Source organism: Neptunomonas phycophila, assembly GCF_001922575.1.
In the GTDB taxonomy this organism is placed as follows: Bacteria; Pseudomonadota; Gammaproteobacteria; order Pseudomonadales; family Balneatricaceae; genus Neptunomonas; species Neptunomonas phycophila.
Map to the genome: position 1 here is coordinate 31,973 of NZ_MRCI01000003.1, position 22,610 is coordinate 54,582.

Below are 22,610 nucleotides of genomic sequence, written 5' to 3' on the forward strand. Positions count from 1 at the left end.
TTTCATGTCAGACATAAACAGACTTATTGATGCCATTAACCGTGCAAGAGAAAACAGTAACGAATCCATATTAGCCACGGTCGTTAAAGTTGAGGGCTCGGCCTATCGCCGCCCAGGCGCACGCATGCTTATCTCTCAGTACAACGGCACACAAGGAACTATCAGCGGTGGCTGTCTTGAGTCACATGTTGCAAAAAAAGCCTGGTGGCACACCCAATCAGCGCCTACCGTCTTGTGCTACAACACGGCGCTTGATGACGATCAAAATGAATTCTTCGAACCCGCTAATAACAACTCATCAGCCATGTACCCAAAGCAAAACGAAACCTCTCTAGAGTTCGGTTTAGGGTGTAATGGTAAGGTTTATATTTTACTAGAAAGGCTTGCCCACCATTACGACAATCCTTTAATGACGCTGTTCGACACCGTCAACCAAACTGGGCAAGGCGGGGTGTCGGCCACCATCATTGCTCACAACACGGATCCGGCAAAAGCCCATATACAAATAGGGGACCGAGCTACACTCAGCCCCAGCGGGGCAATCGACAACGGCATAGCAAACCCGCAATTAGCTCATTACGTAAGCCAGCAACTGCAATCTAGCTTAGATGCTCAGCGCTCGACCCATTACACATTTGAAATTGATTTAGAAAATGATAAAACGGCCATAGTCGATGTTTTCTTTGACTATATAGCCCCACAACAAAGGCTGGTTATTTTTGGCGCAGGGGACGATGCACTGCCTCTGGCTAACATGGCTGCACTAATCAACATGCACGTCACAGTGATAGACAGCCGTCCACAGTTTGCAACCAAACAACGGTTCAATAAAGCAGATGAGGTACTTAACATCGCTCTCGATGCACCGTTTGACTCAGCAAAATTATTGGATAACGCACACATAGTGGTAATGACTCATAGCATTACTCAAGATAAGTATTGGCTTAGTCTGGCACTTAGTTCCTCACCTGCCTACATTGGTCAGCTAGGACCAAGATACCGCACCGAAAAACTACTGGCCGAGATTAAAGAAGGTATGGCCGACGGACATCAGATCGAAAATAACCGGGACAAACTTCATTACCCGGTGGGGTTATACATCGGTGCTAATACACCTGAATCCATTGCAGTGTCGATCTGCGCTCAACTCGTCGAGTGCATGGCCAGAACAGGCGTTCGTGATCCCAAGGCTACACATGCCACAGGAGCCCATAACACTAGCAGCCAACTCACACCGGATAATTCGGAGGATGATGTAACAATTTACATTGAGGATTGAGGATTAACGCCTTCAATCATTTCTACGTTTGTTTACCCTATGCAGAAGGGATATCTTTTTGACGATCGATATCCCTAATAACACCAGGATCATCAACGGATATCTGCATCACATTAGCATCAGCCAATACCGCTTTAGCTCCATCATCACCACGTAACTCTTTTACCTTTTCCCAGTACTCTCGACCAACAATGACTGGATGGCCCGGCTGACCATTATAAATAGGGCGCACAATGACCTGTGCGCCTGAGCTTCGGTTAAGCAAGGTATGCGTGCTTTCATCAATAAAGGGCATGTCACCCAATATAACGGCTATTGATTCTACGCTTGTACTAGCGGATTCCACATCACTCTCATAACAGGTTAGACAGTAATCCTCTATGGCAGCGAATGCCTCAGCCATACTAGAACTAAGGCCCTCTAATGCATGCAAACAACGAATAACATATACATGATCAGGGAGATTAAGAGAGAACGTATTATCGTCTGGCCTGACTGCCACAAATACACGACGATACGTATTAGGAATAGATTGAATGGTAGAAGCTAATAACGACTTCCCATCACCGACAACCGCTTTACGTTTATCGGAGCCAAACCGGCGACTTTGACCTGCAGCCATAACCAGTGCGACCGAATCTTTCATCTAAGCAATCTCATTTTATTAATACGGTTATCAGTATCGTAGATTAATAAGATGACATCTAGCTGAACGTTAGCGATAAAATAAGATGTTCCACGTGGAACACCTGAATCAAACACATTAGGAACTCATGGCGCACTTAACTCATAGCTTATAAATAAGGCTCAATATTTGATACCACTCGGTCGACATATACGTCTTTTTCTCCAACAGGAGCGACATAATAAATAGCATCGATAGCCGTCTGTAAATTATGTGTTTTAGCCAGCACCCACGCCGCTAAATATTGAGAGGCCAAACAGCCGCCGGCAGTCGCTATGTTATTGTTGGCGTAAAAAGCTTGATCAAGCACATCAAAGCCTGCGTCTTGCACCCAAGGCTTAGTTGTTAAGTCGGTACATGCAGGGACCCCATCAAGCAACCCGAGCTTCCCTAACACAAGCGCACCCGAACATTGAGCACCGATCAGCTGCCTAGCAGGATCAAGGGACAGTTGTTTCATGATCTCAGCATCTTTAACAACATCTCGTGTTTGCAGGCCACTGCCTACCAATACAACATCTGCTGTAGCAACCTGATCCAATGAGACTTGCCGTTTGATCTCCACACCATTCATCGATGTAATAGATTCAGTAGGGCAAGCAATCGAGACTTTCCAATCAGGCGATTTAACACGATTGAGAATGCCCGATGCGATAAAGGAGTCGAGTTCATTAAATCCATCAAATGTAAGTATGGCAATATGCATATAACCACTCCTGAGCGACTGCTCGTTTATTAACATCTAGCAGAAGATTTTACAGATAATGCCTCATCGCAAGGTAACAAGTAACAAACCCAAAGGTTGATGGCTTACAACATGATAAGCTACTCTGCTGCCTACTGACAAAACGAGAACTAGCAGACAAAAAAAGCCTGCTTAACACAGGCATAAAGACAGAAGCCCAATGAAAACCCTTTCCATTGGAACCTTCTTAGACCACTCGACAAAAAGCTAAAGCAGATGCATAGGGAAAGCACCCACTTTAGAACAACTGGCTAGACGCGCTTCCCATCCCAAAGGTGAGAGACTTTGGACAACTCATCATCACGTAGATTCTTAGGCAAAAGCGCCTGCGGCAGATTCTGGTAACACACCGGTCGCAAGAATCGGAAAATAGCAGAGCTACCTACAGAAGTTGAACGCGAATCGGAAGTTGCAGGGAAGGGGCCACCATGGACCATCGAGTGACACACTTCTACACCCGTTGGCCAACCGTTAACCATGACACGTCCCGCTTTTTCTTCAAGCGTTGGCAATAGGAATTGTGCATGCGCCAGATCATCGTCATTCATCTGTAGCGTTGCCGTTAGCTGGCCTTCGAGTTTTAAAGCGACACTTAACACTTGCGCCATATCTTCACACTCGACTACTAAAGAGCACGACCCAAAGACCTCATCCTGCAAACGCTCATCAACAAGGAAGTCGGAAGCCGACGCAACAAATACAGCCGCCTGACACAAATTAGGCTGCTCGCCATCTTTGCCACACCCTAACAAGCGTACATTCTCGTTAGAAGATAGGGCATCGACACCGTTAACATACGCACGATGGATACCTGGAGTCAGCATTGTTTGCGCAGCAACCTCTGATAGGGTGCTTACAACTGTCGATAAGAAGCGATCTAAAGCCTCTCCGCGAAGGGCTATAATTAATCCTGGATTAGTACAAAATTGACCAGCTCCCATCGCTAAAGACCCAACAAACCCGGTTGCTAATTCTTGAGCGTTTGTTTCAAGTGCATTAGGAAGCAAGAAAACAGGGTTAATGCTGCTCATCTCTGCATAAACAGGGATAGGCTCTGGGCGAGACTGAGCCGCCACAGTTAACGCGATACCGCCACTGCGGGAGCCGGTAAAGCCAACGGCCTTAATCCGGTGATCCATAACCAAGGCTTGCCCTAACTCGCTTCCTGAGCCGTACAGCAAAGAGAAAACACCTTCCGGCAAGTTACATTTAGCCACAGCAGACTGCACGGCACGGCCGACTAGCTCAGAGGTTCCCGGATGCGCAGAATGAGCTTTAACTACTACAGGGCAACCAGCCGCCAGAGCAGAGGCCGTATCACCACCTGCCACACTAAAAGCAAGCGGGAAATTACTAGCACCAAATACAGCTACCGGCCCAAGAGCAATACTTTGCTGGCGCAAATCTGCACGAGGAAGAGGAGAGCGATCAGGCATAGCGGTCTCAACTCTGGCATCTAACCATTCGCCAGCACGAACAACCGAAGCGAACAAGCGCAACTGACCACAGGTACGTCCGCGTTCACCTTCGATACGCGCTTGTGGCAAGCCTGTTTCTTGCATACAGCGCTGCACTAAAACATCACCCAGCGCTTCTATCTCGGATGCAATAGTTTCTAAAAATACAGCGCGTTCTTCTAATGATGTGACCCTAAATACCTGCTTGGCTTTATCCGCTAGATCACATGCCCGATTAACCTCATCAATACCACCACAATGGTAAGCAGGCTCGAGCGTTTCACCCGTGGCTGGGTTAACGGCGTAGACAGGCTTGCCGTCTAGTTGAATGTCACTTTGGCCAATCAGTGAACGACCTGTAATTTCCATTTCATACTCCTAGCAAAATTAGTGAATGTGACTAAATAACTGTAATTGATCTAACCATGCTGAATAGCCCACCCAAAACCCTCAAACAGGGCTTTAGCGTGGGCAAGTTTTTGACTCAACCATCAGACACAGGGCTTTTAAGCGGCTTCTTAATGGCTAAGAAATACACAAAAATAAGCGTGAGAATGATGAAGAAAAGACTATCCAAATTAGTAAAGAAGGTAAGCGGGTTACCATTGGACAAGGCTAAAGAGCGGCGCAAGAACTCTTCCAAATTAGGCCCCAAAATAAAGCCCAGCAGCAAAGTAATAACCGGGAAGCCATCCTTACGCAGATAGTAAGCTAACACGCCCATTACCAGCGCCATTATCATTTGGAAGGTTGAGTAAGTAGCAACGTAGCTACCCACAACGGCTAAGAGCGCGATTACGCCGTAAAGCACATCTTTACGGATGGAAACAATCTTGATGAAGTAAGGCCCCAACAAGAATAGTGTTAGCGGTATAAGCACCAAAGCACTGAATACTAAAGATGCCAGCATTGGCGCGATAAGGTCAGCCTGGCCAGACATCAACTGCGGTCCTGGCTGAATGCCATTAATCACTAAAACACCCAACATAATAGCGGTGATAGGATCACCCGGAATACCGAAAGTCAGCATAGGCACAAGAGCACCACCACAAACCGCGTTGTTTGCGCTCTCAGAAGCAGCAATACCTTTAGGGTTACCCTTACCAAAGCTTTCCGGATTAGATGAGGTACGTACCGTTTCAGCGTACGCTAAAAAGCTACCCATAGAGCCGCCAGCACCAGGGAGCGTGCCAACAAAGTAACCAATCAAACTGGATTTAACGTAGCACACCACGCCAATTTCACGAATAGCAGAAAGAGGTGGGATAAAGTCTCGGCGCCTAATTGTGACCTTACTCAAGGCTTCCGCCGTCTTATTGGAATCAACAGCTAGACTGGCTTGCATCAATATTTCGCTGATCGCAAACGTACCGATAATGACCGGCATTAAATCGATGCCCGCTGTTAGGTCTGCCATGCCAAACGTGAAACGAGTAATAGGTTCCATGGCATCTAAACCAATAGTAGATAACATCAAACCAATACAGGCGGCCATCCCTGCTTTAACCATGTTGCCGCGCTGCGCAATAACAATGACAACAATAGCAAACGCTAGCAAAGAGAACTTACCGGTTGTCTTAACCAATAAAGAAGCCTCTGCCACAAAAGGCGCAATTGCAATTAACAATATGGCACCCAGTGCTCCACCGACCATCGACCCTAAAGCCGCATGGCCTAAAGCCAGCGCACCCTTACCTTGAAGTTGCATCGGATAGCCATCTAAGGCCGTCATCATAGAAGAGGGCGCACCGGGTATATTAATCGTTGTCGCCGTAATACTACCGCCGGTCATGCCGGCCATATAAATACTGGCACACGCCATTAAAGCGGTTGTGACATCTAAGCTATAAGTTAACGGAAGGAGCAAGGCTAAGGCTAAGGTTGCCGTCAGACCGGGAATTGAGGCAAAAATAGTTCCTATCAAAAAGCCTGCAACGACATACACCAGAATAAGAGGGTCCAGCAGCATCGCAAAACTGCCACCAACTAGACTAATAAATTCCATAACTTACCCCCAAAGAGCTGGTAGCCGAACACCAAACATCTGTTCGAAAACAAGATATCCAAGCGCCGCTATGATTAATGAAATTATTGTTTTTTGAATTATCTTATCGAGGGATGAGAAGATTACGATAATTGATAAAACGAACAGGAATGAAGATAGAAAATACCCCACTACCTGAAACGCCATGATGTAAATAAAGATCGACAACATGACCCACAATGGAGAGTAATTCGCCTTACCTACCGAACTGTCATCTTCCGCTAATTGGCTACTACGCTTAATAGATGCGAACTCTCGGAACACCAAAATGGCGCTAAAAGTAACGGAAAAAAGCCCAAGCAAAATAGGGAAAAAGGACGGCTCTACACGCCCATCAGACAGCGGGCTTCCCAAATTAATAGCTGTTATTAAATAGCCAAGGGAAAGAGCAAAGACCAAATACAGAAATACTAAATTTCTATTTAAAAGCATCATCATATACCCGTACACACGCCTCATCAGAACAGAGGCGTGTGCTTTTCAGTATTTATAAACCTAATTCATCCATTACTTTAAATGTATTAGTCTGCAATTCATCGATCCATGTTTGGACTTCTGAAGCACCTAACCAACTAGGTGTTACGCCAACACTGGTTACCCATGACTGAAACTCTTGCGTTTCGAACGCTTTTTTATAAGCGGCCTCTAGGGTTGCAATGGCTTCTTTAGGCGTGTTCTTAGGCGCAGCTAAGACAATAAAGCTACCCGTTTCCAGATCATGCCCAAACGTGCTGATCGGCGGAACGTCCGGGTAAGATGGGTTTTGCTCAGATGAAAGCTCGACAATACCTTTAGCGTCGCCTGATGAGATGATCCCGTTAAAGTCACCCAAGCTAGAAATAGCAGCATCTAGCTCACCCGATAACAATGCTTCAGCTTCAGCACTCGAAGAACCTGGGTATGAAATAACGTTAAAAGTTACACCCGCTTGCTGCTCTAAACGGCGAACAGCGAGGAAAGGGCCTGACCCTTTAGGAGCCACACCAACACGAATCGTATTTGGGTTCTCTTTTGCGGCGTTAATCAGCTCTTCAAAGCTATTAAAGCCTGAGTGCTTAGAAACAACCACGGCATCCGCTTCACGCGTAATACGAGCAATAGGCTCCATATTATCGAGCGAGTAACCGGGTACCATTTTGCCTCGCGGCAGCGTGATGATACTGTCGTACGTTAAGACGCCTACCGTATGCCCATCGGGACGGGCACGCATCATTTGCATCAAGCCTGTCGCGGTTACAGCACCTGCTATGTTTTCTACGTAGATTGACTTAGAAAACTCTTGCTCAGCAATATTACTAATCTTACGTGAGATCGCATCAGCGCCGCCGCCAGCAGGCCAAGGCACAACTAAGCGAATATCACGAGTAGGGAAGTCGGCCGCCATAGCTGATGTGCTAAGCACTAAAGCGCCAAGTGTTACTGTTAATGTCTTTTTTATACTTTTAGTAAACATAACTATTTCTCTTTTTATAGGATTATTAATAGGTACGCTGTGTAAACCGCCGATATAAACCCATCTAATACAACCCACGTATTATCAAGGCGGGGCTTACGTTATTAACCGTTCATGTGTTCGTTGTATTTTGCTAGCGACTCGTCATTAGGCGGGTATAAACCAATCACTTTAGCGCCGGCTTGTACTTGCTCAATAACGTAATCTTCAAACTGTTCCATCTTGATCGCTTCTTGCGAAATCTCATCCGCGATTTCAACAGGGATTACAATCACACCATCACCGTCACCCACCAATACATCTCCTGGGTAAACAGCAACACCACCGCAGCCCACAGGAAGTTGCAGATCAACACCATGATGTTTCGTTAAATTAGTAGGTGCGCTTGGTTTAGCGCAGAAGATAGGCAGATCCATTTCTGAGGCATGCTCAAAATCTCGGATACCGGCGTCTGAAACAAAGCCTGCACATTCGCGATATTCAAGACGAGACAACAAAATACTACCGGCGCTTGCTGCCGAGGCATCTTGTCTGCAATCTGAAACCAAAATCATACCTGCAGGTACGGACTCAACCGCTAAGCGCTGAGGGTGCTCAGGGTCTTTAAAAGCACTCACTGTATCAAGATCTTCGCGTGCCGGAATGTAGCGCAACGTAAAGGCCTGACCAACCATCTTAACTTTTTTCTGATTAACGCGGCTAACCCCTTGGATAAAGGTATTGCGCAAGCCTCGTTTGAATAAAGCAGTATGCAACGTCGCTGTTGAAACGTTACGTAACCGCTCCAAGACCGACTCATCGATCTTTACAAAGCTACTAGCCTCACTCATGTGTTCCCCTCCGTTTGATTAAAACATGAGGGTGACAATACACCTCGGAAAATGACAAATCAAACTAATATTTACAACTTTTTACTGATTATTATTAAAAAGGAGACACTTTTAGACTTTATTTTCACTTTAAACTGCTGTTTTCTTAACAATTATGGATTAAAAAATGTAATATTAAGCAAATTAGTAAGACAACTTCAGAAACTGAAGCAAGAATAGTAAACTTAGGTAATAGGCCACGACATACCTATTATCGTGCTCACATAAGGCCATGGTACACACTTATGAGTAAGGGAAACGCTCACATTAGCAACTCACACCAATCCTTAGGGGCAATCGTTTATGAGCAAATACTCGCTTCCATAATCGACGGCACCTACGCGCTTAATACAAAGCTGCCCGCAGAGACGCAGTTATGTAAAGAACTCAATGTATCGCGTCCCGTATTGCGTGAAGCACTAGCTCGCCTAAGAGAAGATGAGCTAATCGCCTCACGCCGTGGGTCAGGCAGCTATGTCATTAAGCAACCCGACAACGTCGTATTACAATTTTCGCCGTTATCAAGCATTGCGGATATCCAGCGTTGCTTTGAGTTTCGCGCTACGATGGAAGCCGAAGCAGCCGCGCTCGCTGCCAAGCGCAAGACACCCGCACAGCTTGATGTCATTATCAGCGCTTATGAAAAAATGAACGAAGCAAATGTATCGAGCAAGCTAGCAACTGATGAGGATTTTGCTTTCCACCTTGCCATCACCAATGCCGCAAACAACCACTTTTACAGTACCGTATTGCAGTCTTTAGAAAAGAGCATTACCGATGGCATCAACATCACGCGCAACCTATCATTACGGCACTCAAGCGAGCGCTTAAAGCTGGTACAAGCCGAACACCACGCTATCATTGTCGCCATTAAAGAAGGGGACTCAGACGCCGCCCGAGAAGCCATGCGAGATCATATTAACAACGCACGTAACCGTATGTTTGATGGCCCGCCTAGCTGACCATTCCCGTAACACGGTAATGTAAACGCGTTATGGCATACGCATTAAAGACCCCGACAATCACATAGGTAACAACCATGGCCAAAGCCGGTGCTCGACACATCTTAGTAAAAACAAAAGAAGAAGCCGAAAAGCTCAAGCAGCAACTGGCTAAAGGTGCCGACTTTGCCACGCTAGCGAAGAAACATTCCCTCTGCAATTCAGCCAAACGGGGAGGAGACCTAGGCGAGTTCGGCCCCGGGACTATGGTGAAACCAATAGACAACGTTGTCTTCAAAAAAGCACTACTCACCGTACATGGCCCAGTAAAAACTAAGTTTGGCTTTCACCTAGTTGAAACTATTTACCGGCATTAACAGCACAAGAAAAATGATGCCGTTTAACCTCAACACCATTCATCGATGTACAGATTCAATAGGGTAGGCAATAGACACTTTCCAATCAGAAGATCTAACACGATTGAGAATGCCCGGTGCGATAAAGGAGTCGAGTTCATTAAACCAATCAATTAGGCCGTAATTGTTATGATATAACATATTATTTATAATGGCAGCTCTTCGAGCTCATTCATACAAAGGTACAGACATGAATACCAGCAACACGCTTGTCGTGGCCATCGCGGCTGCTTCGGTTTTAGCTTCAGCACACACCTATGCTGAAGCAAGCAGCCTTCGCGAGGCAATCCAACAAGGTACGGTCAGCGGCGCATTTCAGGGTTATTACTTTGCCCGAGATAAAGCTTCAGGTAAGGACAATGAGATCGCAACGCTAGGCTTTGATCTAAGCTACCAAACCGCTACTTTGAATGGCTTTGGTTTCAAGAGCACGTTCCAGTACACAACATCACCTTGGGCAAATAACGAAGCGAAAAGCGCGCGCCGTAGCAACATGTATGGCTCAGGTGCTCAGCTCTCTGAGGCTTATTTATCATATGGCGTTAACAACACCCAAGCACAATTAGGCCGCATGTATTTCTGGTCGCCATTACTCGGTGGGAGTGGCTCGCGCGTGACAAAAGAGGCCTTCCAGGGTGTAACTCTAGTCAATAAAGACCTCTCGAACACCACGCTAACCTTTGCATACATGGACAAATTCCAGTCACGCACCGATGGTAACGGGGATATTGGCAAATTTACCGAGACGTTTAAAACCGCCGGCGCACCTTGGGCGTTCGAGTTGGACGATGGCGCTTACACGCTTGCTATCAAAAACACGTCGTTCGATAACTTAACCCTGACCGCCGCTTACGTTAACGCGCTGGATGCGTTCGAAACGGCCTATTTCGAATCCGCTTACAGCATCGGTCATTTTGGCGTAGCCGCACAGTATTACACCAGCCAACAAGATAGCGAACAACGCAGTGATCTATTTGGTATCAAGGGTGATGCCACCTTTGGCCCATTGAACCTTACACTGGCGTACACAACTACAGATGACGATGCCGATGTCATTCCGGGTGTGGGTAACGGTGCAGACTTGGCCTACACATGGTCTGAGGTCTTTGCTTACCAATACCAAGCAGGCCAAGACTCTACAAAACTGGCCGCTAAATATAAGATAGACTCCAACGCCTACGTGGGCGCAAGCTACTTACAAGAAGATGGCAAAGGTTATGATCGGGCCTATACAGCCTTAACTGGCGGCTATCAATTCAGCGATGCTTTTGGCGTGACAGCTGCGTTTGAAATGGGCAGCAAAGATGCAGAAGACGATGAGCTGAGGGTGCGAGCGAACTATACGTTTTAACGAGACACAGGCCTATCATAATCCCTGCGCTTAGTGGGAGCATGGTAGGTAGCCCTATACCCGGCGCGTTGAAACCGTCGGGTTATAAAGCAAACCTGCAAACGGCATCAGCCAATGCCGCGAAGAAACATTCCCTCTGTAATTCAAACCTTCTTTGCTACAAGTATAAGTTGAGGCCTGAGGCGTTAAGAGATTCAAAATTCTCAATAAAAAAGCAGCCTTCCGGCTGCTTTTTTAAGTCACTACTATCGATTCTCAAATTGAGTGAAATGGTAAAGCCATCAGCCGTAGGCCATTTCAATTTAAATGAGAATCCTAGTTCCTCTCAACTTCTCATATGAAGTGAAATCAATCGAGAGAATTCTCATTATAGATGAAACCATTACTACCTCCTTAGCTGATAGGCATCTATCAAACCGATAGCAATTCATCTAGGAATTATCATTTCTGATGCTTAGCGATTTAGATGACACAAACCGCCATGCGATGAATTATTTCTTTCTATCAATCACATAGATCGACAAAACAATTAGATATACGACCCCAACAGATACAAGATTTGTAAGTAACGTCATCTGATCTAAAACCAGGCTTAGCCTCATATCAGCAAAAGTTTCTGGGACGTAGCCAGATAGTTCCTTAGGTATGTATGAAGCAATTGCATTCGACTTAGGAACATCCCAGATCGGAAACCTTCCTATATCTATCTCAATTACATTCGGAATTCGAAGCTTATAGGGAGGGTAGAGTGCAGCAAATAGAGCCGCTACTACTGCTACACTTGATACGAAGTGAAAGAATGTTGTTAGAATCTTATTGATAGCCCAAAGAACAAATATAAGGCTACACGCAAGTCTCAATAATAGGATCAAATCTTCCATATAATCATCCATTCAAAGTCCATTTACTTTGCAGATATCTACACCACAGGCCTCGATAAAAGAGGTGAGACCTGCTCTCTACTATTCAACCACGACAAAGTCGTAGCACAACGAAATCCAACAGCAGTTTGTATATAGGGCAAAATACTAGCTAAAGTCGGTTGGTTAAATATTGGTTCATGATGCGCTATTCGATTTCTGAGCTTTCGAATCGTCCGGCATTGAGTATTTAACTGCGACCTTAGTGCCGTGGCTGCAATAGCCGAGCTACCTCCAGCATTAGGAAAAACTGAGTGGATATAAGGCTTCCAGATTCGACCATCATGCCTTCTTGTCAGCATGCTTTCGAACCAATAAAGCTTTAGCTCTGGGAGCACCTTACCAAGCCCTTGGTAGGGTGTTACCAGCGATAACAGGTCAGACCTTTCTTTACGAGGTAGAGAGTTTTGAAACACTGTATTTGTTGGCCAATCAGGACCATATCGCTGAGATATGGCTTCAGATATAGTATTTCTTAGAACTACTTCATAAATGTGCAAAGGAAATAACAGCTGCCCCGATAGCTCTGCATTCCACTCATACAGGTTCAAAGCAGTACTAGGACAGTCTGAGCCTTTTGACGTGATAACTGCATTTCTATAAGTCGAAAACCGACCAGGAGAAAGTACTTGTTCAATTGCAGTATGTGGCATCAGATCCCTCAGAAGTCCCAATTAGTTTTGACAGAATACTATCGAGCGCTTAGTATTGCATTGTGAGCTTTGGATATCCCTGCTTCGGCAGCCCACCAAAGACGTAAGAATTGAGAAAGCCCGTATTTTTACGGGCTTTTTTCATTTCTACCCTAATGCATTTACCAAATATAATAAAAACAAACAGTTAAGTAAAAACTTCAACTGAGCATCCCACTCCCTAAACCATATAGTCCCAATCCCCCATAGCCCCCACCAAAGCCGAAATATCTTTCACATTTGTCAGGTCATACCTATAGAAGATACGATTCATATAGCGTTTCTCTTTGGGTAGATCATGGTCAATGGCCTTAACCTTATGCGCTTCAAAAAGCGGTCTCATTTCATGAAGCTTTAAGTCTGATTGCCGAGAGAGCTTAGTGAACAGAACATATCGTTCTTTGAACTCATCTACAGACTTGGCTGGGATATAACGGTGCTCTTTGGTTCCACGCTTAAATGACTGTAGTATGCCTCGATTAACTAACTGCTTGATTAACTCAGCAGAAACACACATCGATTTAGCAAGCAGGGAAGTCGTGTAGAGGCCTGAGCGATCATCATTGACTTTCGGCTGTACCAGGACATTAAATTCTACTCAGAGACGAATAGGCTCCTAAGGCCTATCAAGCCAGACTTTCTCTTAAACTTGATCACCTCAGATTCTATTGCCTCAAGTAGCGCCACAATAGGCTGATCAATCCTATTTCCTACCTTTCTCTATGCTTCAGGAAAGGGAATATATTCACTGATAATTGTTTGGTAAAGCGATCTAATAGACTGTGTAAGTGCTCTCTATTAATTGCCCAAGAAGAACCTGATTCTTTGGATGGGGGCTGGCCTTCCAAGTAACGGCTATCAACTAACTGATAGAACTGCTTCTTAGTCACTCACAATATACTGGCGGCAGTGACTCCGTTGACCTCATCGCAGGCTTTAATGAGATATTTATACACGTCCGCGATGTACAGGAACGTAAGCGTCCGAACTGAATTTTCAAAGTACTTCCTTTCAGAGCGAATAAAGGCAAGATTAGCAGCTCGTTCCAGTTCTGATTTCGCAAGATCGTAACGTTTGCTGACTGCATGGAGTACTTACCAGTTATAGCTCTCTACAGTGCTTGCTTGATAATGATCCCATTCCTTTCCTCAGTTCTTGCATAAATGCATAGCCTTCAAGAGGTAAGTCATCATGGATATGTACTGCCTTGATGGACTGATCAGCATAATTCCAAAGCTCGTCTTCTCGACATCATTCAGTCTCATAGCCTTAGCAATAACACTGATCATCTTAGATGATGGCGGGCTTCCGCTTTCATCCCACTGATGTAACTAGCATTAACACCCAACGCTTCAGCAAGATCTTTCTGCTTCATCCGGTGCTGAAGCCGAAGTGATGCCAGGTACATTCCAAATGGGTTCATATTTTACAATTAGTTACGGGATATCGGAATATCGGAATATCGGAATATCGGAATATCGGAATATCGGAATATCGGAATATCGGAATATCGGAATATCGGAATATTTTAACAATTCTGTTGATAGTACATATTACGAACTAATCTGGCAGAGTCGTATCATGGCTATATGCGTGGAAGGACGTTTCCTAGTAGACTCTTGAACATACGACTTGGAAGCAACAATACTAGGGTCTGAAGGTAAGGATAGGGATGGAACAAGTTGATATCGGCATTATGTTACCAGGTGCAGAACTTTTTAATGATCAGAATGTAAACCCAACATGGAAAGGTCATGTAAAAACACACGAGCAGATAGTTGTGGCGTTTATTAAGCAACTGCCTCCCCAGAAGCTATACATTGAGTGTGTATGTGCAGTTTTAGGAAGATACCTAGGCCTACCAATTCCTAAACCGTTAGTAGTTAAACTAACAAATGACTCTTTTTCAGATATCCCCGAAGGTAGTTACGCGCTCGCATTCGGCTCCGAGGATGCAAGCTACCCTAGTTTTAGACGACATGCGCAGTCCGAAGAGGCTATGCTAAAGTTGGCAGAATTTGCAAAAACCCTAGATGTGGGTCTTTTTGATGAGTGGATTGCAAATTGGGATAGAAATATTGGAAATATTCTCTATGACGGTGGAAATGAATTCTCATTCATTGATCATGAGAATGCTATTAGTGAAGAGATTGATTTTAAAGAAGAAGCTCATGCGAATCAGATTGTAGATGCCATTTATTCTTTGAAGAGCGAATTTGAGAAATATAAAATAAATAGGCAAGTCCAGACTTCTCTTCTTCCCCAATACCAAGAACTACCTTTTTCCATTCTCTCTGAGAAAACTTATGCAGGATCATATTTAAGTGATGAAAAAGTCCTGCGAGTCATCAATTTTTTGGAGAGCAGAGCAAGTTTGCTACATGAGTTATTTTCAAAAAGATTAAAACTGCAACAGCAAGAGATGGCCATATGAATAAGTTAGAGTCTCTTTTCCCCGCGCAGCCCAATTACCGTGGGTCATGGCAGACAATTTACCTCGAACCAATAATCGGTTCAGGTGAAAAAATTGCAATCGCTGTGACGGCAATTGGTAAAGATAAAAAATATCAAGTAATTCAAGCCATCAGACCCGAATTACTTGATTGCCTTTATGGCTCTCAAGCAGAAAAAATGCAGACTATGGTCGATTGGATTGTAAATTCAGCAAACAACGAGATAAAAGCTAACAGCACTCTGAGTAAATGGTCACCTCCATTCGATGGTGTAACACTAGGTAAGAAAAAAATTGCAGCTGACGAAAATATAGAAGGTATCCTTAGGCAAGCCATTCGCATATCAGCTAGCCTTAGTACTTTAGCGTTAGATGCAGAGCGAGAGGAAGACGAAGAGCAACCTAGGAAGTATAGTGAACACTGGACTCGAAGCATCGCTGATGAAATGAGACTGATAAGTCCTCATTTTGCTTCTCACTTCAATAAGAAAATAAAAGTTAGTGATACTGATATACTCACTTCCTACGGCTTTCTAACTGAAAAGTACGTTTCTAATTTCGGATTGCTTGTACCCTCAAGGCTTTCAGCTTCATTAAACTCCATGAAAGCAAAGCTATTTGATTTAGAATCATTAAAAAAATCACAGCTATTAGTGAAACCAGACAAATATGAAATGATTATTGGAATGCCATCTATTGATGATCCAACGTTATCGAACAAAGCTGTAGACCGTCTTCAAGACACAGTAAAAATGGTTTCAGAGCTAGCTCACTCGGAAGATATTTCTTTAATTCAGACTAAAAACGCTAAGCAGGCCGCTGAGCACTTAATGCAGTCAGCGGCTTAATTAAATAAATTCTCAATAAAAAAGCAGCCTTCCGGCTGCTTTTATAAGTCACTACATTTAACTAAACATCCACATTCGCTGCCGCTAGTGCGTTGCTTTCGATAAATGCGCGGCGTGGTTCAACTTCGTCACCCATGAGGGTGTTGAATAGCTGATCCGCTGTGATCGCGTCTTCGATGGTGACTTGCAGCATACGACGAGCGTCTGGATCCATGGTGGTTTCCCATAGCTGGTCGGGGTTCATCTCGCCCAATCCTTTGTATCGCTGGATCGAGTTGCCGCGTTTAGACTGCTCTAGTAGCCATGTAATCGCGTCTTTGAAGTTGCCAACCGCGCTGGTACGTTCACCACGCTTCACGTAAGCGCCTTCTTCTAACAGGCCTTCTAGCGCATTGGCCATATCAGCAATGGCTTTGTACTCGCGAGACGAGAAGAAGTCATTACGGAAGGTGTAGGTGGTATCTACGCCGTGGTTTACATAGATCAAGCGCGGTAGGTAAACGCTATGCTCTTTGTCTTCTACCACGTCAAAAGACCAACGCTCACTCGCCGATGTTTTAAGATCTAACGCCGCCAGCAATGTTCCTGTCCACCCTTGTACTACGTCACGCTGCTTTAACGATTCGGGCGTGAGCACAGGCATGTAGATCATTTGCGTCATCGCTTGAGCCGAGTAAAGCTTACTCAAACGATCAATCACGCGCTCTACATGACGATACTGGTTAATAAGCTGCTCAAGGGCTGCACCCGAAACAGCAGGCGCATCTTCATTAACATGGAAGCTTGCGCCGTCTAATGCACCTTGAAGCAGGTGATTTTCGAGGGCTTCATCATCTTTAAGGTACTGTTCTTGCTTACCTTTTTTGATCTTGTACAGTGGCGGCTGCGCAATATACACATGGCCACGTTCGATCAACTCGCCCATTTGACGGAAGAAGAAGGTCAGCAGCAGGGTACGAATGTGTGATCCATCTACGTCCGCATCGGTCATGATGATAATACGGTGGTAACGCAGTTTATCCGGATTAAACTCTTCGCGGCCGATACCACAACCCAGTGCGGTGATCAGGGTGCCGACTTCAGCGGAGGTCAGCATCTTATCGAAACGTGCTTTCTCCACGTTAAGGATTTTACCTTTAAGAGGCAAAATCGCTTGGGTACGACGGTCACGGCCTTGTTTAGCCGATCCACCCGCCGAATCACCCTCCACTAGGTAGATTTCGGAAAGCGCAGGGTCTTTCTCTTGGCAATCAGCCAGTTTACCTGGTAGGCCAGCGATATCGAGGGCGCCTTTACGACGTGTCATTTCACGGGCTTTACGCGCCGCTTCACGCGCTCGGGCGGCATCGATCATTTTATTAACAACAGCTTTGGCTTCTTGTGGATTCTCTTGCAAGAAGTCAGCAAAGGCTTGCGAGAAGGTTTGCTCAACCGCTGTTTTAACTTCTGATGAGACTAGCTTGTCTTTCGTCTGCGATGAGAACTTAGGGTCTGGCACTTTAACCGAAATAATCGCACACAGGCCTTCACGGCTGTCGTCACCCGAAGTCGCGACTTTGCTGCCTTTGTTGAGGCTTTCAGATTCGATGTAGTTGTTTAACGTTCGCGTTAGCGCTGCACGAAAACCCGATAAGTGAGTACCACCATCGCGTTGTGGAATATTGTTGGTAAAGCAGTGGATGCCTTCTTGGTACGAATCATTCCACTGTAAAGAGACTTCCACACCAACACCGTTCTCATGCATAGCAGAGCAATGGAAGATTTTATTCACGGTTGTTTTATTCTTGTTTAAGAACTCAACAAACGCGCTTAGGCCGCCTTCGTATTCGAATATTTCTTGGCGAGCTGTGCGTTCATCCGTTAATACAATACGGACACCCGAGTTAAGGAACGACAACTCACGCAGGCGCTTAGCTAGTAGCTCAAATTGGAATTCACGTACGTTGGTGAAGGTCGCTTCTGAAGCTTTAAAACGAATCTCAGTACCCGACTGGTCGGTTTCACCGACGATTGCCAAGGGCGCTTCAGGTACACCGTGGATATAATTTTGTACATGAACTTTGCCGTGGCGACGAATCGTCATAGTTAGCTCAGACGATAGGGCGTTTACAACGGAAATACCGACACCGTGCAAACCACCGGACACTTTATAGCTGTTATCGTCAAACTTACCACCGGCGTGTAATACCGTCATGATAACTTCGGCAGCGGATACGCCTTCTTCTTCATGGATGTCGGTTGGAATACCACGGCCATTATCGGCAACTGAGACACTTTCATCGGGATGGATAGTGACGCTTATCTCGCTACAGTGGCCAGCCAGCGCCTCATCGATCGAGTTATCAACAATCTCAAATACCATGTGGTGCAGACCTGTTCCGTCGTCTGTATCACCAATATACATTCCTGGGCGCTTACGAACAGCGTCCAGGCCTTTTAGGACCTTAATACTACTCGAATCGTAATTATTCTCTTCGCCACTCATGGCTGTCTCCTGACTCAGTGTGTCTACACCAACTGGCCGCTGTCTAAATGAAAGCAGGCCACCTCTGTTTCCGGCTGCCAAAATCCTAGCAAACTGGCCGGATCAACACAGGTGATGAAACATTGATTATGTGTTTGTTCTAAAAACTCGCAAAACAAGCGACAGTGCTGTTCGTCGAGCTCTGACGGCAGATCATCAATTAAATAGATGCAAGGGCGCTGGCTCATGCGGTGAAATACAGCACCTTGCGCTAATTTAAGCGCACTCACCACCAACTTTTTTTGCCCGCGCGAGAGTCGCTCTGCCGCACTCACGCCATCTACTTTTACTTTAAGATCAGCTCGCTGCGGACCTGCACTGGTAAACCCTTGTTTAAGGTCCCGTTGCAGGTTGTCGTTTAGCAGCGTATCTAACGGTATTTTTTGATCCCAACCGGGAGCGAACGACAAGCGTATATCAAGGTCGGAATTTAGGCGGTGCAAAATCGCATCAAAATCCGGTATTAACTCTTCAATATAAGCCTTTCGAAGCGCGGTAAGCTGATCAGCGTACTGAACCAGCTCTTTATCCCAGAGCTCACGTAAAGTGGGATCAATTTTACCACACTTCAGCAAAGAATTACGCTGTTGTAACACACGCTTAAAGCTTCGCCAGATCATGATAAATGTTTGATCTGCATGGAAAGCGCCCCAGTCTATAAATTGTCGACGAATAGCAGGACTACCTTCTAATAATTCGAACGTATCAGTGTTAATAACTTGCAAAGGTAACAAGCTTGCAAGCTCCGACAGCTCAAGCGTTGCACCACTATAACGAATGCGGACATCGCCATCGAGGTTGCGGCTAATCCCCAAAGGATGCGACTTACCGGCGCTGTAACTGTCGACTTCGGAATACACTAAAGACTCACGCTCAGCCGAGGTGACAAGATAACGAAACTGATTAGTCCGAAAAGAACGTGTTAACCCAAGAAAATGGATCGCTTCAAGCAGCGAGGTTTTACCGCTACCGTTAGCGCCGTGGATAATATTGATCCGCTTTGCTGGCGTAAAGGCGACCTCAGAGAGATTACGTATTTTTTTAATAGACAGGGATGTTATCGACATAAGAGTCCATGTGGCGTGTTACGACGCCACATGGCAGGCTCACAGTGTTGCAATTACATGCGCATCGGCATTATGACATATACGCTTGAGTCTTCATCAAACCCTTGAATCAGCGCACTGCTGTTAGAGTCAGATAAGGTAAAGCGAACTACATCCGTATTCAAAATCGAGAGCACATCTAACAAGTAATTAACGTTAAAGCCGATCTCGAGCGCTTCACCTTGGTAGTCGATAGCGATAGTTTCCTCGGCTTCTTCCTGCTCGGGGTTGTTCGCCATGACCTGCAAGAAGCCACTGGTTAACGAGAGTCGCACGCCTCGGTATTTCTCGTTAGACAAAATCGCGATACGGCTAAAGACTTTGCGCAACTCCTGACGGTCACCCAATACATCTTTGTCGCCATTACGTGGAATAACGCGCTGATAATCAGGGAACTTGCCATCAACTAGCTTGGAGGTGAACGTAAAATCACCCACGTGCGCACGAATATGATTAGCACCGATCACCAGTTGTAAAGGCTCATCGCCGTGCTGAAGTAGTCGAGCCAGCTCTAATATACCTTTACGTGGCACGATGATTTGGTGATCGCCTGTTTGGTCTGTCTCTACCGATGCAACGCTGGTTGCCAAACGGTGGCCGTCGGTAGCCACTGTGCGCAATGAGTTCTCGGTCACTTCTAGCAGCATGCCGTTTAGGTAGTAACGGACATCTTGCTGAGCCATTGAGAAGCCAGTTTGCTCGATCAGATAACGCAGCTGACCTTGCGATAAGGTTAAGCCAAATGTTTGCGGGCTATCTTCTACGTTAGGGAACTCAGCCGCCGGCAAAGTAGACAGTGAGAAGCGGCTACGGCCGGACTTGATCACCATTTTTTGGCCGCTTAATTCAAGCTCGATACGTGAATCGTCCGGTAAGGACTTACAGATATCCATTAGCTTACGCGCTGGCACAGTCACAGAACCTGCATCAGCGGGCTCTTCTAGCATAACGCGGCCAACCAACTCAACTTCGAGATCGGTTCCGGTCATGGATAACTGATCGCCTTCGGCTACCAATAAAATATTGGACAGTACCGGAAGGGTCTGGCGACGCTCAACCACCCCAGCCACCAACTGCAAGGGCTTGATTAATGCTTCACGCGATATGACGAATCTCATGGCTACCTACCTTAGTTCGATCCGCTGCTACGATGTCAGGTGACGCAGCAGGTTTTGATAATCTTCTCTGATATCCGCATCTGTTTCACGTAGTTGCTTAATCTTACGACAGGCATGCAGCACTGTTGTATGATCGCGCCCACCAAAGGCATCCCCAATCTCCGGCAAACTGTGGTTCGTCAGTTCTTTAGCGATACTCATCGCTACCTGACGCGGCCGGGCTACAGATCGACTACGACGCTTAGAAAGCAGGTCGGATATCTTAATCTTATAATACTCGGCGACCACACGCTGAATATTATCAATACTAACTTGTTTATCCTGTAATGCTAGTAAGTCCTTAAGGGACTCTTTAATAAAGGGTGTTGTAATAGCACTACCGGTAAAATGTGCGTTAGCAATAACGCGCTTAAGTGCGCCTTCAAGCTCACGAACATTGGAACGTATTTTTTGCGCCAAGAAAAAGGCCGCATCATCAGGTAATGAGATGCGTGCCTCTTCGGCTTTTTTCATAACAATTGCGACTCGGGTTTCTAGCTCTGGCGGCTCGATAGCTACGGTTAAGCCCCAACCGAATCGCGATTTTAGTCGCTCTTCAACACCATGAATCTCTTTTGGATAACGGTCGCTGGTTAAAATCATCTGCTGACCGCCTTCCAACAAGGCGTTAAAAGTGTGGAAAAACTCTTCTTGTGAGCGCTCTTTACCTGCAAAAAACTGAATATCATCAATTAACAGCGCATCAACCGACCGGTAAAAACGCTTAAAATCATTAATGGCATTAAGCTGTAACGCTTTTACCATGTCAGCAACAAAACGCTCTGAGTGTAAATATACGATGCGCGCGTTGGGGTTCTGACGCAGCATTTCCAAACCAACGGCATGCATCAAGTGAGTTTTACCAAGACCCACACCACCGTATATAAAGAGTGGGTTATAAGCGCCGCCTGGGTTATCAGCTACTTGTTGCGCAGCAGCCAAAGCTAGCTGGTTAGATTTACCTTGTACAAATGAATCAAACGAGAAGGAATCATTCAGGTTTGATTGATGGCGCAAACCACCTTCAACTTCAATAATCTTACGCTCGGGCTCAACCACACCTACATCTAGCTCTAATTGCGGCTGAGGCTGACTTTGCGTATGTAAGTAAGTATTCGCTTCGGCTGGGGCGCTTTCAGAATAGCGAGGAGCCGTAGCAGCTGGTGGAGGATCCATGTAAGAAGGCGCAGGCTGATGGCTCTCTTGTGGCGCACTGGGTGTGGGAGCAGCCGGGCGAGGGCGCGGTGGAGCCGCAGGCATACGACGCGACATCAAATGAGCGGGGCCTGCCGTACTCACTTCAACGCGAACATCAGCGCTAATATCACCAGATACGTCACAAATAACTTGGCGGATGCGCGATAGAAACTTGTCATTGACCCAATCGCGAACAAAACGGTTAGGCGCAACCAATACCAAGACCGAGCTCTGGCTTTCTTCGGCGCGCAAAGGCCTGACCCACGTATTGTACTGTTGGGCAGGAAACTCATTTTGTAAACTGGGTAAGCAGCGTTCCCACAACTCTGCTGACATAGCTTCTCCGCTAAATTAAGTAATACCGCTTTTTAAAGCACACACGCTAGCCCGATAAACGTCTTTGCAAGTCATCTAACATTAGTCAAACATGCGTATAACCTTAAAACATTCGCATTCTAACGCGCCGCACACCAG

General features: G+C 45.7%; 21 protein-coding genes. 6 read left to right on the forward strand and 15 right to left on the reverse strand.

The genetic code is table 11. From position 1 onward, the window contains the following. Positions 1-4 precede the first annotated feature (4 nt). Entirely contained in the window at positions 5-1,279 is a 1,275-nt protein-coding gene (locus tag BS617_RS15615; protein WP_075173929.1) for an XdhC family protein, read from the forward strand. 37 nt (positions 1,280-1,316) lie between these two features. Here BS617_RS15615 and BS617_RS15620 read toward each other — a convergent pair whose 3' ends face one another. From BS617_RS15620 to BS617_RS15650, 7 genes are all read right to left on the reverse strand, one after another. Beyond that, a complete protein-coding gene (locus BS617_RS15620) occupies positions 1,317-1,925 on the reverse strand; it encodes a nucleotidyltransferase family protein (protein ID WP_083610156.1) in 609 nt (202 codons plus the stop codon). 148 nt (positions 1,926-2,073) lie between these two features. After that, the gene (locus BS617_RS15625; protein WP_075173930.1) at positions 2,074-2,670 is read right to left on the reverse strand and encodes a DJ-1/PfpI family protein; all 597 of its coding nucleotides are present in this window, start codon (positions 2,668-2,670) and stop codon (positions 2,074-2,076) included. A 290-nt stretch (positions 2,671-2,960) separates the two neighbouring features. After that, on the reverse strand, positions 2,961-4,535 hold the full coding sequence (locus tag BS617_RS15630) for an aldehyde dehydrogenase (NADP(+)) (protein WP_075173931.1): 1,575 nt from the start codon (positions 4,533-4,535) through the stop codon (positions 2,961-2,963). Between the two features lie 115 nt (positions 4,536-4,650). Beyond that, positions 4,651-6,171, reverse strand: coding sequence for a tripartite tricarboxylate transporter permease (locus BS617_RS15635; protein ID WP_075173932.1), 1,521 nt, complete (start codon positions 6,169-6,171; stop codon positions 4,651-4,653). A 3-nt stretch (positions 6,172-6,174) separates the two neighbouring features. Then, a complete protein-coding gene (locus BS617_RS15640) occupies positions 6,175-6,648 on the reverse strand; it encodes a tripartite tricarboxylate transporter TctB family protein (protein ID WP_170870371.1) in 474 nt (157 codons plus the stop codon). 49 nt (positions 6,649-6,697) lie between these two features. Next, positions 6,698-7,663: a Bug family tripartite tricarboxylate transporter substrate binding protein gene (locus BS617_RS15645; RefSeq protein ID WP_075173933.1), complete on the reverse strand. Its 966-nt coding sequence runs from the start codon at positions 7,661-7,663 to the stop codon at positions 6,698-6,700. 104 nt (positions 7,664-7,767) lie between these two features. After that, positions 7,768-8,493: a ribonuclease activity regulator RraA gene (locus BS617_RS15650; RefSeq protein WP_075173934.1), complete on the reverse strand. Its 726-nt coding sequence runs from the start codon at positions 8,491-8,493 to the stop codon at positions 7,768-7,770. A gap of 284 nt (positions 8,494-8,777) precedes the next feature. Between BS617_RS15650 and BS617_RS15655 the strand changes: the two genes are divergently transcribed. From BS617_RS15655 to BS617_RS15665, 3 genes are all read left to right on the forward strand, one after another. Then, positions 8,778-9,494 (forward strand): FadR/GntR family transcriptional regulator, encoded by a 717-nt coding sequence (locus BS617_RS15655; protein ID WP_075173935.1) that lies wholly within the window; start codon positions 8,778-8,780, stop codon positions 9,492-9,494. 77 nt (positions 9,495-9,571) lie between these two features. Further along, positions 9,572-9,850 (forward strand): peptidylprolyl isomerase, encoded by a 279-nt coding sequence (locus BS617_RS15660; RefSeq protein ID WP_075173936.1) that lies wholly within the window; start codon positions 9,572-9,574, stop codon positions 9,848-9,850. Between the two features lie 229 nt (positions 9,851-10,079). Then, positions 10,080-11,240: an OprD family porin gene (locus BS617_RS15665; RefSeq protein WP_075173937.1), complete on the forward strand. Its 1,161-nt coding sequence runs from the start codon at positions 10,080-10,082 to the stop codon at positions 11,238-11,240. 491 nt (positions 11,241-11,731) lie between these two features. Here the strand turns inward: BS617_RS15665 and BS617_RS15670 are convergent, their stop codons facing one another. The 4 genes from BS617_RS15670 to BS617_RS18600 all read right to left on the reverse strand — a co-directional run bounded on the left by BS617_RS15670 (position 11,732) and on the right by BS617_RS18600 (position 14,275). Continuing rightward, positions 11,732-12,133 (reverse strand): hypothetical protein, encoded by a 402-nt coding sequence (locus BS617_RS15670; RefSeq protein WP_075173938.1) that lies wholly within the window; start codon positions 12,131-12,133, stop codon positions 11,732-11,734. A 26-nt stretch (positions 12,134-12,159) separates the two neighbouring features. Next, the gene (locus BS617_RS15675) at positions 12,160-12,813 is read right to left on the reverse strand and encodes a hypothetical protein (protein WP_075173939.1); all 654 of its coding nucleotides are present in this window, start codon (positions 12,811-12,813) and stop codon (positions 12,160-12,162) included. A 220-nt stretch (positions 12,814-13,033) separates the two neighbouring features. Beyond that, positions 13,034-13,369, reverse strand: a complete 336-nt coding sequence (locus tag BS617_RS15680) for a hypothetical protein (protein ID WP_075173940.1) — start codon at positions 13,367-13,369, stop codon at positions 13,034-13,036. Positions 13,370-14,137: 768 nt separating this feature from the next. Further along, entirely contained in the window at positions 14,138-14,275 is a 138-nt protein-coding gene (locus BS617_RS18600; RefSeq protein WP_139303229.1) for a helix-turn-helix domain-containing protein, read from the reverse strand. Between the two features lie 249 nt (positions 14,276-14,524). On the opposite strand from BS617_RS18600, the gene BS617_RS15690 reads away from it, so the two are divergent. Beyond that, on the forward strand, positions 14,525-15,286 hold the full coding sequence (locus BS617_RS15690; RefSeq protein WP_075173941.1) for a HipA family kinase: 762 nt from the start codon (positions 14,525-14,527) through the stop codon (positions 15,284-15,286). Next, positions 15,283-16,152: a hypothetical protein gene (locus BS617_RS15695; protein WP_075173942.1), complete on the forward strand. Its 870-nt coding sequence runs from the start codon at positions 15,283-15,285 to the stop codon at positions 16,150-16,152. The genes BS617_RS15690 and BS617_RS15695 overlap by 4 nt, the downstream gene beginning before the upstream one ends. 61 nt (positions 16,153-16,213) lie before the next feature. On the opposite strand, the gene gyrB is transcribed toward BS617_RS15695, so the two are convergent. From gyrB to dnaA, 4 genes are read right to left on the reverse strand one after another with little or no spacing between them, the layout of a single operon-like run. After that, complete coding sequence (gene gyrB, locus BS617_RS15700) at positions 16,214-18,637, reverse strand: DNA topoisomerase (ATP-hydrolyzing) subunit B (RefSeq protein ID WP_075173943.1); 2,424 nt, start codon at positions 18,635-18,637, stop codon at positions 16,214-16,216. Between the two features lie 23 nt (positions 18,638-18,660). After that, positions 18,661-19,743, reverse strand: a complete 1,083-nt coding sequence (gene recF / locus BS617_RS15705) for a DNA replication/repair protein RecF (RefSeq protein ID WP_075173944.1) — start codon at positions 19,741-19,743, stop codon at positions 18,661-18,663. 53 nt (positions 19,744-19,796) lie between these two features. Beyond that, positions 19,797-20,900, reverse strand: coding sequence for a DNA polymerase III subunit beta (gene dnaN / locus BS617_RS15710; protein WP_075173945.1), 1,104 nt, complete (start codon positions 20,898-20,900; stop codon positions 19,797-19,799). Positions 20,901-20,927: 27 nt separating this feature from the next. After that, positions 20,928-22,472, reverse strand: coding sequence for a chromosomal replication initiator protein DnaA (dnaA, locus tag BS617_RS15715; protein ID WP_075173946.1), 1,545 nt, complete (start codon positions 22,470-22,472; stop codon positions 20,928-20,930). Between the last annotated feature and the right edge of the window lie 138 nt (positions 22,473-22,610).

Excerpts from the sequence above, each read along its gene's own strand:
- BS617_RS15675 (WP_075173939.1), bottom strand. The coding sequence starts at position 12,813 with ATGCCACATACTGCAATTGAACAAGTACTTTCTCCTGGTCGGTTTTCG.
- BS617_RS18600 (WP_139303229.1), bottom strand. The coding sequence starts at position 14,275 with ATGAACCCATTTGGAATGTACCTGGCATCACTTCGGCTTCAGCACCGG.
- recF (WP_075173944.1), bottom strand. The coding sequence starts at position 19,743 with ATGTCGATAACATCCCTGTCTATTAAAAAAATACGTAATCTCTCTGAG.
- BS617_RS15690 (WP_075173941.1), top strand. The coding sequence starts at position 14,525 with ATGGAACAAGTTGATATCGGCATTATGTTACCAGGTGCAGAACTTTTT.
- BS617_RS15630 (WP_075173931.1), bottom strand. The coding sequence starts at position 4,535 with ATGGAAATTACAGGTCGTTCACTGATTGGCCAAAGTGACATTCAACTA.
- gyrB (WP_075173943.1), bottom strand. The coding sequence starts at position 18,637 with ATGAGTGGCGAAGAGAATAATTACGATTCGAGTAGTATTAAGGTCCTA.
- BS617_RS15640 (WP_170870371.1), bottom strand. The coding sequence starts at position 6,648 with ATGATGATGCTTTTAAATAGAAATTTAGTATTTCTGTATTTGGTCTTT.
- BS617_RS15625 (WP_075173930.1), bottom strand. The coding sequence starts at position 2,670 with ATGCATATTGCCATACTTACATTTGATGGATTTAATGAACTCGACTCC.
- BS617_RS15695 (WP_075173942.1), top strand. The coding sequence starts at position 15,283 with ATGAATAAGTTAGAGTCTCTTTTCCCCGCGCAGCCCAATTACCGTGGG.
- BS617_RS15660 (WP_075173936.1), top strand. The coding sequence starts at position 9,572 with ATGGCCAAAGCCGGTGCTCGACACATCTTAGTAAAAACAAAAGAAGAA.
- BS617_RS15645 (WP_075173933.1), bottom strand. The coding sequence starts at position 7,663 with ATGTTTACTAAAAGTATAAAAAAGACATTAACAGTAACACTTGGCGCT.
- BS617_RS15635 (WP_075173932.1), bottom strand. The coding sequence starts at position 6,171 with ATGGAATTTATTAGTCTAGTTGGTGGCAGTTTTGCGATGCTGCTGGAC.
- BS617_RS15615 (WP_075173929.1), top strand. The coding sequence starts at position 5 with ATGTCAGACATAAACAGACTTATTGATGCCATTAACCGTGCAAGAGAA.
- BS617_RS15670 (WP_075173938.1), bottom strand. The coding sequence starts at position 12,133 with ATGGATGATTATATGGAAGATTTGATCCTATTATTGAGACTTGCGTGT.
- dnaA (WP_075173946.1), bottom strand. The coding sequence starts at position 22,472 with ATGTCAGCAGAGTTGTGGGAACGCTGCTTACCCAGTTTACAAAATGAG.
- dnaN (WP_075173945.1), bottom strand. The coding sequence starts at position 20,900 with ATGAGATTCGTCATATCGCGTGAAGCATTAATCAAGCCCTTGCAGTTG.
- BS617_RS15655 (WP_075173935.1), top strand. The coding sequence starts at position 8,778 with ATGAGTAAGGGAAACGCTCACATTAGCAACTCACACCAATCCTTAGGG.
- BS617_RS15620 (WP_083610156.1), bottom strand. The coding sequence starts at position 1,925 with ATGAAAGATTCGGTCGCACTGGTTATGGCTGCAGGTCAAAGTCGCCGG.
- BS617_RS15680 (WP_075173940.1), bottom strand. The coding sequence starts at position 13,369 with ATGTGTGTTTCTGCTGAGTTAATCAAGCAGTTAGTTAATCGAGGCATA.
- BS617_RS15665 (WP_075173937.1), top strand. The coding sequence starts at position 10,080 with ATGAATACCAGCAACACGCTTGTCGTGGCCATCGCGGCTGCTTCGGTT.
- BS617_RS15650 (WP_075173934.1), bottom strand. The coding sequence starts at position 8,493 with ATGAGTGAGGCTAGTAGCTTTGTAAAGATCGATGAGTCGGTCTTGGAG.